Origin of the sequence: Paenibacillus sp. FSL H3-0286 (assembly GCF_045040705.1) — a bacterium.
GTDB lineage: Bacteria > Bacillota > Bacilli > Paenibacillales > Paenibacillaceae > Paenibacillus_AQ > Paenibacillus_AQ odorifer.
On sequence record NZ_CP150285.1, the window covers coordinates 5,497,192 to 5,511,846 of the forward strand.

At 48.4% G+C, this 14,655-nt stretch carries 7 protein-coding genes; 1 reads left to right on the forward strand and 6 read right to left on the reverse strand.

Annotated features, from left to right (window positions below; genetic code table 11):
- Window position 1: 1 nt before the first annotated feature.
- The 4 genes from MHB37_RS24670 to MHB37_RS24685 form a co-directional block, all read right to left on the reverse strand.
- Window positions 2–1,183, reverse strand: a complete 1,182-nt coding sequence (locus MHB37_RS24670) for an exonuclease SbcCD subunit D (protein WP_076136581.1) — start codon at window positions 1,181–1,183, stop codon at window positions 2–4.
- 40 nt (window positions 1,184–1,223) lie between these two features.
- Window positions 1,224–5,267: a helicase-exonuclease AddAB subunit AddA gene (gene addA / locus MHB37_RS24675; RefSeq protein WP_405169622.1), complete on the reverse strand. Its 4,044-nt coding sequence runs from the start codon at window positions 5,265–5,267 to the stop codon at window positions 1,224–1,226.
- Between the two features lie 2 nt (window positions 5,268–5,269).
- On the reverse strand, window positions 5,270–8,782 hold the full coding sequence (gene addB, locus MHB37_RS24680) for a helicase-exonuclease AddAB subunit AddB (RefSeq protein WP_076306381.1): 3,513 nt from the start codon (window positions 8,780–8,782) through the stop codon (window positions 5,270–5,272).
- Between the two features lie 773 nt (window positions 8,783–9,555).
- Window positions 9,556–10,980 carry a class I SAM-dependent rRNA methyltransferase gene (locus MHB37_RS24685; protein WP_076281218.1) on the reverse strand — a complete coding sequence of 475 codons (1,425 nt, stop codon included), beginning with the start codon at window positions 10,978–10,980 and terminating at the stop codon, window positions 9,556–9,558.
- Window positions 10,981–11,079: 99 nt separating this feature from the next.
- Between MHB37_RS24685 and MHB37_RS24690 the strand changes: the two genes are divergently transcribed.
- Window positions 11,080–12,066, forward strand: a complete 987-nt coding sequence (locus MHB37_RS24690; RefSeq protein ID WP_405168632.1) for a Na/Pi cotransporter family protein — start codon at window positions 11,080–11,082, stop codon at window positions 12,064–12,066.
- A gap of 54 nt (window positions 12,067–12,120) precedes the next feature.
- Here the strand turns inward: MHB37_RS24690 and MHB37_RS24695 are convergent, their stop codons facing one another.
- On the reverse strand, window positions 12,121–12,951 hold the full coding sequence (locus MHB37_RS24695; RefSeq protein WP_405168633.1) for an energy-coupling factor transporter transmembrane component T family protein: 831 nt from the start codon (window positions 12,949–12,951) through the stop codon (window positions 12,121–12,123).
- Window positions 12,948–14,654: an ABC transporter ATP-binding protein gene (locus tag MHB37_RS24700; protein WP_405168634.1), complete on the reverse strand. Its 1,707-nt coding sequence runs from the start codon at window positions 14,652–14,654 to the stop codon at window positions 12,948–12,950. Before MHB37_RS24700 ends, MHB37_RS24695 begins: the two co-directional genes overlap by 4 nt.
- Between the last annotated feature and the right edge of the window lies 1 nt (window position 14,655).

Genomic DNA, 14,655 nt, shown 5'->3' on the forward strand with positions numbered 1-14,655 from the left:
CTTAGTTCTCCTCTCCTTCCTCCGGCTGCTGCCGTTCTTCTTCGGTTAGCTGTAAGAACAGCTCAATCAAACGATCCTCCGGCTCCGCCCCGCCCGTCTGGCGCTGATAGAATTTACGGAACAATTCTTGTACAGGCATACGTGAACGGGAAATCTGTTCGAGCTCCAGCTCCATTTGCGGATAAATCGGACGAATATGAATGATCCCCTCACGTGATTTACGCAGTCGCTGAATATCATTCATCGACATAGCTTCACTGAGCCGAATCTCCAAATCTATAAAAGCAGAAGCATCTCTACCTTCATCCAACCAGTTATATACCTCTTGCAATCCCCCCGTAGAGCTCCATCTTACAAGTGGACGCCCACAGCGTAGATAGATTTCTTCGAAGGTCGGCTCACCGCCCGGCGCAACATCAATCAGTGTCACCGACTTGGCTTGTCCTGCTTCCGAAAAGCTATATGCCAGCGGGGATCCGCTATAACGGATCATCCCTTCCCCTTTAACACGCTGAGCGCGATGAAGATGGCCTAGTGCAGTATATTGCGCTCCACAGGATAAAGCAGAAGGGTCTACAGTGTAAGCCCCGCCCACCTGAATTGGGCGTTCCGAATCACTCTCTACACCTCCAAGCACATAAATATGGCTCATCGCCAAATTCACGGTTTGTGGCGTAAATTCCCGTCCCAACAGTTGCATAAGTTTGCCTACCCGTGCGCTGTAAGCTAGTCGAAGCTCCTCTTCCCCGCTGTCCCCAGCAAGCAACTCACCGAGACGTGCCTCAGAGGGATAGGGAAGGGCTGCGATTTTGGCAATCTCACCTGTCCGCGCAGCATGAACTGTCACTGGCTCTGAGGTTGGAAGTCCTACCAAGGTAATCCCCTGCCTTAATACAAGCGGGGAGACTGAAGATACGCGCTCCGGTTGGTCATGATTGCCGGCAATCACCACAAGGGGCCTGCCCCCTGAAGTCAGCCTGGCAGCAGCCTCATAGAATAATTGCTCCGAAGCCGCTGGTGGATTAACGGAATCGTACACATCTCCCGCCATCATAATCAAATCCACCTTATGAAAATCGGCGATCTCCACCAATTCATCTATGAACTGCTCTTGCTCCTTCTGGCGGCTTCTTCCCTCCAGCGTACGGCCCAAGTGCCAATCCCCCGTATGCAATATCCGCATCTTCGTCCTCTTTCCCCGCTCCTATGCGGCAATGAATAATTTATAATTTCACAGCATGATCGCCGTCAAAAAAGTACAGCCAAATCTCGCTGATCGGTTCTCCCAAAATATCATGTAATGCCTTGCTGTATAACTCTAGCTGAAAACGATATTTTTCCTTAAGTGCCTCTAGTCCGCCCTGATGTTCTAATACAGAGTCCGTCTTATAGTCTAGCAGAATAATCCGGTCCTCTTCACGGAACAGGCAGTCAATGACCCCTTGAATTAGCACAGCCTCACTAAAGCCTTCCTTATTGTTCTCAGGGGAAAGCTCCGAGACGGCTTCATTCATATAATCGAGCCCTCGATAAGCCTCACCTGCGGGAACCATATAACTGAACGGCATTTCTCTAAGCTTCCAAGAAGAAGCTATTAATCTACGTCCCAGTTCATTAGTATAAAAAGCTTCTATCTGATCGGGAGCTACAGCCTCCACCTGCTCAGCAGTTAGAATAGCCACTCTCTGAAGTCGGGCTAAGGTTTCTTCCACAACCATAGGATCAACCGGGCCCTCCAGCGGAATATGCTGCATGACTGTATGGTATGCTGTCCCGCGTTCCGCTGGGGTTAGACTGCGTTTTTCCATAAATTTCGGACGCCGCAAATGAAGACTGTCCGCACCTGCAACACTTGGACGTTTATCGTTTTCTATTGAGGTTGTAGAATTGCCTTCTTCCAGCAGATCAAAAGAGGGCTGCTCCTGCAACGACAACAACGCTTTTAACTCCGTAACAGAAGTTTTAGCCGGAATACCTGAGGCTGCCGCATACGGGTAATTCCATTCCAGTCTTCTAGCAATTTCATCGCTAGTCTCTGTTCCATATATATTTACAGCTTCACCCTTATGCAGTGCTTCGAGTACAGCTTGCCGTTCCTCTACCTTCTCTTCAGTCTGATCCGTTGGCAGGAACGCCCCAGAATTAAGTTCGGAAGCATTTTGCACACTAATGCTCCAGTTGGAGACATCGTTGTGCAGCACCGTGGAGACGGTACCTTCTGAACCGCCCAGCTTACGAAGAACCGCCGCCGCAGGGTGCCGGATCAATGCCGGTCCGACCCAGTCCAAATAGCTGCGCCCTCGGGCCAGCAGATGATCTGCAAGCAGCAGCTCATCCCGGTTCTGTACGCTGCTCCAGCTAGCGATTTTGCGCGGCAAATCTCTTACAGTGCCTACTAGAATCATTTTATCTCTCGGACGAGTTAACGCTACATATAATACACGCATCTCTTCAGCTAATAATTCAAGCCGTGTACGCCGGTTAATAGCCAGATAAGGAAGTGTTGGGTAGCTAACTCGCGTTTCCCGTTCCACAAAACGCGGCCCAAAGCCAAGCTCTTTGTGCATAAGAAATGGCGAATGCAAATCTTGTCGATTGAACTGTTTTGCCATCCCGGCTACAAAAACAACAGGGAACTCCAGCCCCTTGGATTTATGGATGGTCATGATTCTGACGCCATTGCCTTCTTCACCGCCACCGCCAGCTACACCCAGATCTCCGCCATTCTCACGAAGCCGTGAAATGAACACCAGAAAACGGAACAATCCACGCGCTGCGGTGTCATTCTCAAATTGCACAGCCCGATCATACAAAGCTTTAAGATTGTTCTGGCGCTGCGAGCCTCCAGGCAGTCCTCCAACCCATTCCAGATAGCCGCTCTCCCCATAGATACGCCAGATCAGCTCACTGAGACTACCTTGTCTAGCCGCATTTCTCCAGCTTTCCAGCTGTTCTAGGAAATGTCTAAGCTTGCGCTTCAGTTCTGGACTGATCTGCGGCAGATCTTTATCAGGTAAAACATTATTTTCGACGGTGCTTGCGGATTCAATCACATGAGCCGAGAAGAGGTCATACTCTTCTTCAGCCTCTTTTGCATCTTGCATATCCACCGCCATCTGTACTGCTTGAAAATAAGGACCCTGACTACACATACGCACCGTAGCCAATTCTTCTTCCGTTAATCCGACCACAGGTGAACGAAGTACGCCCGCCAGCGGAATGTCCTGCTGAGGATTATCAACTATTTTTAAGAGGGAGAGTGCAATTTCCACTTCTGTAGCTTCAAAATAACCTTTATTCAGATCACCATAAGCAGGGATTCCTTCCATCCGAAGCTCTTCGATGATTAGAGGGGTCCAGATTCTTGCCGAGCGAAGCAGGATTACGATATCACCGTAAATAACCGGGCGCATAATCTTGAGTCCTTTATCGTAGATAAGCAGCGGCGATCCACCGGTCATCCCCGTCATTTGTGAAATACGCCGGGCAATTGCCCGTGCTTCCAGCTGCGCCGTCTCGCTCTCAATGGCTTCACTCTCCTGAAGTAGCGCCTCACCGTCTTCAGAAGTCTCTTCTGACTTCCCTGCTGTTGAACCACGATCTATCAATAATAACTCCGGTGCAAAAAAGGTATCGGGACCCTTCTCTGCTGCACCTGGGAAATTCGCTCCGTAAACAAGCTCAGCGCGTTCGTCATAATTAATCTCCGCTACCGTCTCATTCATAATCTGCCGGAAGATCATATTAACGGCATTCACAACCTCCATGCGACTGCGAAAATTACGGGCCAGATCGATAACCGAACCGCTAGACGATTCATTAGTAATTTCAGATGGATCATCGATTGGGTGTGAGCCAAAGCTGCGGTATTTATCCAGGAATAGCCCCGGCTCCGCCAGACGGAATCGATAGATACTTTGCTTCATATCTCCGACCATAAACCGGTTACCGGGTGTTTCACGGGATATTAGCCGCACAATCTCCTCTTGCACACTATTCGTATCCTGATACTCATCCAGCAGAACCTCATCGAATTGAGCACGGTATTCCATAGCTGCATCAGAAGGCAGGGAATGACCGGGCGTAGAGTCCGGATGGCGTAGAATTTGCAGACAATAATGCTCCAAATCACTGAAGTCGACTAGACCTCTTCCTGCTTTTTCAATTCTATAACGTTCACCGAATGCTATCACTGTCTCTGCAAGCTCTGCCATCAGTGGAGCCGCTTCGTTCAGCTCTTTCAAAAAAACCTCAGGCGGACGGCCAAACAATGCTTTCTGAAGATCTAAAATACTCTTCTTCACACTGTCGCGCAGTTCCTTCACCATCTCCTGCAGTCCAGGATCTGTCGAATCCTTCTTACAAGCCTTTAATTTTCCAAAATATACTTCCATAAAAATATCATATAATTCTGCCCAAGGTCGTTCGTTTACGGCATCCTGCAGTGCATTTACCATCTCAAGATCAGTGGTTAAATTCTCAGCATAGGGTGCCGGACCACCCGGTTGTAGTGCAATCTCCCGGCCTTGCATCAGCTGACTGGCTGCACCCGCAAGTGTCAGCTTCGCTTCTTCAAGAATGCTCAGCACCCATGGCGTTCCACCCAGACTTTCGGTGTCTGGCAATGAGAAATCAGCTGCAGTATCACGGAGCCATTGCGCTGGCCAAGGATGGCTGCGGGCGTAATCATGCAATCGCTGTATGAGCGCATGCACTGCATCATCACTGCGTTCACCACTGAACCAATCAGCGAGCTGCACAAATATGCTGTCCTCGCCATCCGCACCTACCTCACCGTACTTTTCCTCCAGCAACTCTTCGAGCAGCTCCTGCCGCATCATCTCCGCTTCATGCTCATTTAATATGCGGAAACCCGGATCAATCGGAATCATTTGATAATAACGCCGGATCACTTCCAGACAGAAGGAGTGCAACGTTGTAATCGAAGCTTTGCCCAGCAGGGATAGCTGACGGCGCAAATGGTCGTTCTCCCCGTTCTCCTCCAGCTCCCGATCAAGGGCTTCCCTGATCCGCTGCCGCATTTCGGCAGCCGCAGCTTTGGTAAACGTGGCTACTAGTAGCCTGTCTACACTGAAGCCGTTCTCTTCCTTACTGATCTTTCGAATAATCCGTTCTACCAGCACCGCCGTCTTGCCGGAACCTGCTGCCGCAGCAACGAGGATGTCATCACCGCTCTCCGCAATGGCGCGCCACTGGTCATCACTCCATATACTTCCTTCCGGTTTCGCTTCTATTTCAGCCTTCATACTCAAGGTGTAGTTCCTCCTTTGCGGGACAGCAGATCCCATATAACATCCTTCCCTGGCTTACCCAGATTGTTATAGCTGTTGCCTTCCACAGCTTCATCGAACTGGCAGACAGGTCTAAAGGAACAGAATGTGCAGGCGGTCTCCTGCCCAATTCGGTACGGCTCAATCGCCACATCACCCTCTGTTATCCGTGTCCCGATATCCGAGATCGTCCCTCTAACGGAGGATAATAGATGGCCCCACTGCTCTGGTGTAGCTACTGAGGCACTACTATAAAAGCTGCCGTCAGCTTTTACTGCTACAGGCACGATAGAAGAATACCCTTTGTCTAAAGTCGTATCCATCAGGGAGACAACCTCACGATCTGCTGTAAGCAGTCCTTTCATCTTGAAGCGTTTCAACAGCTCTTGCTCAGCCTGTTCCTTGTTCATCCCGTTGGATGAAGTTAACAACGGATCATGCACATGGAAATAAAGTGTGCCTGCTGGAAGTGCCGGCTGCCCCAGCCATTGCTCCGAATATGTCAGCAGCACATCCAAATAAGTCAGCATTTGCAGCGACAAGCCATAATACACCTCATGCAGCTTGAGATCCTTTTGGCTCGATTTATAATCAATTACCCGCAGAAGAATACCGTTCTCTCCACGAGCCATGTCTACACGGTCAATCCGGCCAACGACCTCCATCACACAGCCATTCGGCAGCGTAATTCTTAAAGGCGGCAACTCCTTATCCGGTCCAAAATCCAGCTCCAGCCCTACTGGCTCAAAGCTGCCCCGGCGGGCGTGCTCGCCCAGAATCACAGAAGCACGTCCAACAATATTCTTAAGCTTACGGGAGATGTACCCGTAACGTTTGGAGCTCATTAGAATTTCACCCTGCAACATCGGAGATAGCCGTTCTACTGTCTCACTGGCCTCACGCCGACATTCATCCGGAGATAAGCTGCCCCAGCCCCGTCCCTCTTGTTTCAGTCTTATCGCCATATCACTTAACGCAGCATGGAACAGCTGTCCAATATCAGGTGCTTGCAGCTTATATAACTGGCGCTCTTTCAGTCTTAGTCCGTAGGACGCAAAATGGGAAAATGAGCACGCAACAAATTTCTCCATCCGGGACACACTGCCCCGCAGTGTTGAGCCACCATACAATCTGAGGCTTGTGCCACGCTTTAGCTTCGTTCCCTCATTACGATAGAACAGTGAACTTAGCAAACGTTCCAGTTGAAATTTACGATCTTCGTTCTTAGTAAACCAGTTATACACATCCCACCATAGCTCCGGAATTTCTGTTCCTTGGCGCCACTGCCGCAGCTGCATAATCAATGCGCGAAGACTCTGTTCTGGTTGACCAATGAAACCGAGATGGATAGGATTTCCGACTTCTATAGGTAGTCCCGAAGGGGGAAGTGCTGACAAGCTGTGCTCTTGAACCCTTGGGAACATTCTATGCAAATGCCGGATAACCTCAGAGGGAAGGAGAGCTTTGCCCTCATCATCCGCTGTAGCGTAGCTAATCCAGAGCTTTCGGCTTCCTGTCGTTAGTGCATTATAGATCAGAAACCGCTCGTCCAGCAGTTTACGAGAAGCGCCGGGAGCAAGCTCCATTCCAGCATTCTCTAGTACGGAGCGTTCACCTTCCGAGAGAATTCCATCTTCCTTAAACTGCGCAGGCACAACACCTTCATTAAATCCAAGCAAAAAAGCGTATTTAACCCCCGTTGGGCGAGTCCGATCCATATTGCCGACCAATACTTGATCCAGTGCGGGCGGAACTAGTCCCATTTTAAGTTCAGCAAGACCTGTCTCTAGAACTCCAGTGAACACTTCAAACTCAAGTCTTTCATTGCCCATCATTTCTACTATCTGATCTAGAAGATCAAGTACCGCACCCCACAACTGGCTATGTTCCCTAGCCTTCTCGGGTTGGCCCTTCTCCATAGACTTAACACTGAGTTTCTCCAGCTTTCGCGCAACATCCGTCTCTTCAAGCAGCTTGTACAATGCCGTACAAAGTTCAAGACCGCTACGACTTTTCTGGATTCTTTTCTCAAAAGCAAATAATGGACCTGTTATACTAGCACGGCATCGTTCCATAGTAGCAAGCAGTTCATCATCCATCTGTCTGCCGCCTTCCAGCGACAAGCTAGGAATACCTTTCCAGGAGCGGCCATCTGTCCAGCGGTACCCCTGAATCCCACAAGCCAGCACATAGTTTTCTAAAGCATCCATATCTTCACGCGTAATACTACCGTCTAGCGGAAGCAGAAGCTCCGTCTTTACGCAACGGAATACATCCTCATAACGCCAGCGACGACGCACTACATCCAATGCGGAACGTATAAACTCCACTAGCGGATGATGCAGCTCATTCACCTTCTGGTCCAGAAAAAATGGCACTCCATAATCTTGGAACAACGGCTGAACCAGCTGCTCGTAATCGCCAATATTGCGCATCAATACGGCCATTTCGCCATATTTTGCACCTTCATCCCGCGCCAGTCTAGTCATTTCGCGCAGGGCTCCCTCAACCTCTGCTCTGTGCGAAACTGCGGCGCCTATGGATATAGCCTCTCTTGCCAGTTCATCCGCATCTATCCAAGCCTTCCGGCGATCATATCCCCGTTCAAGGTGAGCAAGTACTGGACTTTCTTCAAAACGTGGAAGAACCATTGGCTCCAGCAGCTCGTCCCATACATCAATGCCCAGCTCTTCAGCAATTCCACGCAGTTTAATGTAAGTAACCGCAGTTGGGTGAAACAATTCAAGCTCATTCAACTGATCTCCATAGGGGTAAGGACGATCAATTGTAAGCGAAACCGTCAGCTTCGAAGCTTGCTGCATCAATTCTCGAAGCACTACGAATTCCTGCGGAGTAAATCCATGGAACCCATCTACCCAAATCTCTGCCCCGCGAATGTAGGAGGAATCTGGAATATGCTCAGCCAGTTCTGCTAAACGATCCTCTTCATCGATATAAAGACGGGACATTTCCTTCTCTAAATCGCTAAATACCAGCTGCAAATCATCCAGCTTACCCTCAAGAATAGGACTTCTTGCAATAGCTCCTCGCATAGCGGACAGCTGTTCCTCTAAATCAGTGGAACCCAAACAGCAACGTTTCATCTCCGTGTGCAGTTGGTTCAGACGTTCCACAAAACCCGGTCTGTCTGCTGAGGCACCGAATAATTTCAGTTCCTCTTTGCGGCGACTGATGATTTTGTAAATTAACATTTTCTTACCTTCTTCACTGATTGGCAGACTTGCACTGCCACCAGTTTCCTGCTTCACACGATAGGCAAGCCGCGAAAAACTCAGTGTCTGCGCCCGAAGGCTTCCCTTCACATTCCCTACGGTCAGAAGCCCCCGTTCTGCTCCAAAAGAACCTTGCTCTGGCACAAGAATAATAATCGGCGCACCAAGCGGTTCCTTTTCTAAGGAAGAAGAGATAGATTCCCATATTTTTGTTGTCTTGCCACTGCCCGAGCGGCCTAGTAAAAAGGTTACCGGCATAAATGATAGACTCCTTCCGTAGCGGAGAAAATATATAGAATACAGGGTGAAATATCCACCCATTGATTACACTCCAATTAAAAAAGTTCAGTGATTCCTCGTCCCCTCAGTATATCATAACCACACTAATCGGAACATGTGTTTGCTAGTATTTTCTAATGTTTTACAAAGGATAATCAGCTATGAGTACAAATAAAAAAAGCAAACCTCCGGATTTTGGCGGCTTGCTTTTTAGAGTGTTTAGTTTGTTTTTAATGCCAGTTGTGCAACGTTAGATAGGAGCTGCCAATGTCGGAGCGTAGGGTCAATGTTAGACTGTTGGCGTTCAGCGTTCAGCGTTCAGCGTTCAATACTCAACACCCCGCACTCAACGCCGATCGTTTTGTAATCCGCATTCCGCATATCATAATTCAATAAGCATCATTCGTTGTTTACTATTTAGTATTCCGAATTTAACACTCAACATTTCGGCTAGGCTTGTTTCATTAATTACTTAGGGACCCAGGAGCCGTTATTCGTGGATTCAGTGCTGTTATGGCAACTTTTCGGACCCCACTGACGCTATTCTTCGAAAATGTGCTGCATTACGGGTGTTATTGGGGCAATAGCGCCTTTAGGGTCCGTAAGAATTCAATAATGGGCTGTTTACGCTAAATAGAGTCATCTGAGTCCGTTGGCAACTCCTTGCCTTACAGTCGACTCACGGCCACCCTACGACCAGCCCTTTTATCTTATTTGTTACTTGGCACTGTAAACCTTTTTGACCTTCAGGCTTATTTTTTACTCCGCACTTCAAAAATCGCAAACTTCAGATAGTGTCCTTCGTTAACGCCAAGTATTTGTGGATGGTCTTTGCCTGCGGCCCGCCATTCTACAAGTCTCAACACCTTGCCAGCATCTTTAGCTGCATCGGCAATCGTTTCGAGGAACAGATCTGGCTGCATATGGTAAGAACAGCTTGCGGTAACCAAATAGCCGCCTTCGTTCACCAGCTTCATCCCGTGCAGATTGATATCCTTGTAACCACGGCAAGCGCCAGCTACTGCACTTTTGGTTTTGGCAAACGCCGGAGGGTCCAAGATGACTACATCCCAAGTTCTTCCTCCACCTGCCGTCATCGGCTTGGATGTGTCGGTTTTGGCTGTTTTGCCTCCGGATTTAGGATTTGTAGCAGCTGCTGCCGTATCTGTTCCACTGGCAACTGTCGCCCGTTCAGAACGTTCCTCTAGTCCTTTAACCTGATTCCGTAGATATGCAAAAGCATCATCCACTACGAATTCAACACGATCGCTAAAGCCGTTCAGCTCCACATTCACTTTGGCACTCTCAATGGCGTGTGCTGAAACATCAAGGCAGGTTACTTTTTTCGCGCCATACTTGCAGGCATGCAGCGTGAAGCTGCCCGTATGCGAGAAGCATTCCAGCACTGTGGCACCGTCCCAATAAGGGAACGTTACATGTTTGCCGCTCTTATTAACTGGTAAGGTCTGTAGTGAACCATCCTCAGTTTCAATTTCCTGTAGCGTAATGCCGCTTCGTCCTCCCCAGCCTTTCATGAGCGGAGCAATGGAAGCTCTATTCTCACGTTGGTCAAAGAAGTAACCTGTCTTCTGGCCCTCTTCAATATCAACGACCAGCTTCAGGCCATTCTCGCTCACGGTTACATGCCTTGGACATTCCCCGTACAGCACACCCGTTGTCTGCTCCATACCTTCAAGCTCGCGCACACTAACATCACTGCGCTCATAGATTCCGCGCGGTGCCATAACCTGCACCAATGCTTCGACGATTTCTGCACGCCGCTTGTCCATTCCGAGGGTAAGCAGCTGCACAACCAAAATATCTCCGAATCGATCTACAATAAGCCCCGGCAAAAAGTCCGCTTCACCATAAACCAAGCGATAAGCATCCGCACCCGGAAGGAAACGATTTCTGTGTTGCAGACAATTCGCAAACCGTTCTGCAAAAAAGGCTGTATCCATGATCGCAAGGGGTCCCTGCGATACAATTCTTACCCGAATTTGTGACGCTGGATTGTAATATCCTACGGCCAAAAATCGGCCCTGATGATTAAGGACATCTACTAATCCCCCCGCTTCCGGATTTCCTTCTACCGATGCGACTTCACCTGCATAGACCCACGGATGGCCCTGTTCCAGTCTTTTTTTGCGATTGCGTTCTAAAATAACCGATGGCAATGACTTCAACTCCCTGTTTTTCTAAAAATGTTTTTATACATGTCCCATGCAATACATTCATATATTGGTGTACAACCCTCGTCCAAAGGAGTATGCCCTATGTTCAGTGATTTGCTGTTCCCTATCATATATGGTCTTGTTATCTTTCTAGCCGGCATGAAGCTGATGGAAACGGCGTTGTCCAAGCTAGCAGGCCCTCTATTAACTACAAGCCTAAATAGAGCTACCTCAACACCTATTAAAGGAATGATTGCCAGCAGCCTGTTGTCCGCCTTACTCCAGAGCAGTACTGCTGTAACGGTGTTGACTATCGGCATGGTCAATGCCGGCCTGCTTACCTATGCCCGCACACTTGGCATTATCCTGGGCAGCAACATCGGCACCACATTAACTACAGAATTGATCGGACTTCAGATCAATACCATGGCCACGCCCTTGCTGGCAGCCTCGCTCAGTCTGTGGGCAGCGGCAGTTATTGCAGGCGAACTGCCGCCTACATCACGAGTGGCAGAGCTCTGCCACAAAATATCCCCGCCGCTGCAATTTATCAGTCTGGCTGTATCAGGCTTCGCCCTCGTCCTATGGGGCATCGCTATCATGCAGTCTATCGGCGGAATACTTCAGGAAAGTGGCTTATTCCTCTGGTTCCTAAACCATGCCGCTACTAGTGCCTTATGGGGGCTCGCCGCTGGAGCGTGCCTAACAGCCATGCTCCATAGCAGCGCTGCTGTCATAGCTATGGCTATGAGCATTGCCGCCTCGGGTGCCATGCCGCCTGAGCTAGGTATAGCCATTGTGCTGGGCGCCAACGTGGGCACCTGTGTTACAGCGGTCATCGCTTCCATCGGCGGCACGCCATCCGGCGTCTTCGTCGCTTGGTCCCATGTTGCGCTTAATGTAGGTGGTGCACTATTATTCTTGCCCATGATCGGGCTGCTACAAGCAAGTGCTGCATGGATTGGTGGAGGCCCTGCTTCACAAATCGCCCACGCCCAGACCATTTTCAACGTAGTCTGCTCACTTCTAGCACTGCCATTATGCTACCTGCCTATATGGTCAAAACTGGAGAAACGTCTTCAGTCTTAACAAAAAGGTGCCGTTTATTATAATCCCAGTTTTCCACAACTGTACTATTATACTTCAATCGAAAATATTATAAAACCGCGAACCGTCGTAAAAAGTGATCACCGTCGAGAAAATTCCAATCAGCGCAAACAAAGCCAGTGCAAAATAATCGTCTCTCGTGAACGGGCGACGGCTATACCAAGTTCGTTTGGTCTCAGTGCCAAAGCCGCGCAGCTCCATAGCGGTACTGATATTTTCAATCCGCTCGATACTAGTCAGAATTAGGGGCATCAGAATCGAAATGATATTTTTTAGCCGCTTAGGCAGCTTTTCTTTTCTAGAAATATCTATTCCCCTTGCTTGAGCAGAGAACGATATATTCTCATGATCTCGTTGAATATCCGGAATGTACCGCAGTGCCAGCGATACAGAATATGCAATTTTATAGTTCACTCCAACTCTATTTAAGGATGCTGCAAATTCACTGGGATTGGTCGTTAGAAGAAATAATAATGCCATAGGAATGACCACCGCATATTTCAGGGCAATATTGAATTGATAAAATAGCTGCTCCCAAGTTACCTTATACCGGCCTGCAATATGCATAATATCATGACGTGTCCCGTAAACACGTACGCCCTCCAAAGGAGAAAAGATAAAGATAGCTATATGATTAAGCAAAAAGAAAATCAAGATGAAATATAATACGAAAGCATAATCCTGAAATTGAACTTTGGAAATTCTAAAGGCAAGCAAACTAAATAACAGCATCACAATTAGACATCTTGTATCATATGTAATCATCCCCGTCACAGACCACACTACAAATAAAATCAACTTCGTAGCGCCGGTAAGACGGTGAATAGGTGAATCCTGCTTCGTAAAAGTTAACATTTTGGCCTTCATCCGCCTCGGCTCCTCCTATCATACGCAATGAACCTTCTAACGAACTCCTCCGGTTGTTTCAATCCAGCTTTTATAGCTAGGGCAAAAAGCGAGGTTTCTTTCAAGTTCGCTTTTTTCACCACATCAGTATTCGTTAATATTCGCTCAGGGCTATCATCCGCAAGCTTCACGCCATCAGCTAACACTATAGCTCTATCGGCATATTCCAGCATCAAGTGCATATCATGCGTAATCATAATGACCGTCATCCCCTGCCCCCGCAGCGTCAAGAGAAACTCCATCATTTCGTTATAATGCCTGTAATCCTGAGCAGCAGTCGGTTCATCCAAAATGATCACTTCCGGCTCCAGTACCAGAATGGCGGCAATCGTGACCCGTTTCTTCTGGCCGTAACTGAGCGCCGAGATCGGCCAGCTGCGAAAAACATAAAGTCCGCACACCTTCAAGACTTGATGGACGCGTTCACGAACGAGCTCCTCAGGGCAACCTCGGAGTCTTAGTCCTAGGGCAACCTCATCATATAAAAGTGTCTTAGAAATCATATGATTGGGATTTTGCATAACAAAACCAATCCGCTCTGCCCGCTCCTTAATCGTGTCCTGAGCAATATCACGCCCATGCATCCGTATCGATCCGGAAGAAGGCTTATAGAAGCCACAAATGAGCTTAGAAACTGTAGATTTCCCAGCTCCATTTCGCCCCGCTATACAGACCATCTCTCCTTTATGAATACAGAGATTGAGCTTATCCAGCACCTGCTGATTTTTTTCGTATCCAAAAGAAATATCTCTTAGCTCAAGGATGGGTGGGTTCTCCAGCTTATCCTGGCGTGACTGATTGCACTCATACCAAATCTTAAGTTTATTAGAACACGCCTCCAACTGAATATCGTTCACATGCTGCGGATTCATATTTGCTGTAATCGAACATCCGGCATACTTCAAAGCCGTTAAATAGAGAGGTTCCCGAATGCCAACTTCTGAAAGCAACGTTGTGCTCAACAGCTCTGCAGCCGGCATATCCGCCGCAATACGTCCTTCATGGATCACAATAATACGATCCACCGCCCGATGCAGCACCTCTTCAAGACGATGCTCGATCATAATAACGGTTTTACCTGTCTCTTTATGCACTCGATCAATAAGCTCAATCGCTTTTGTACCTGTATAAGGATCTAAGCTTGCCAGCGGTTCATCAAAGAGCAGGATGTCCACATCACCTACCAGAACACCTGCCAAGGACGTTTTTTGCTTTTGTCCACCCGATAACTCCTGAGGAGAAGAGGCCAGAAAGTCGTGGATATCCACCGCTCTTGCGGCAGCCGCCACTTTGCTCTTCATTTCTGTCTGCTGAACCACATGGTTCTCTAGACTGAAGGCGATATCCTCACCAACCGTTAATCCTACAAATTGTCCATCCGGGTCCTGCAATACGGTACCTACCTGATTGGACAGCTCTGCGATACTCAGATCCTTCTGCTCCTGGCCTATAACCCGTAATGAACCTGATATTTCCCCTCTGTAAGCAAAAGGGATGAGACCATTAATGCAATGAGCCAGTGTACTTTTCCCAGAACCTGAGGGTCCCACGATAAGCACCTTCTCCCCTTCAACAATCGTTAAGTTAATCCCCTGTAGTGTGGGTTCCTGCTGCGCCCGATATTGAAAGCTGAAATCCTTAAATTCAATCATTACTTTTTTCATC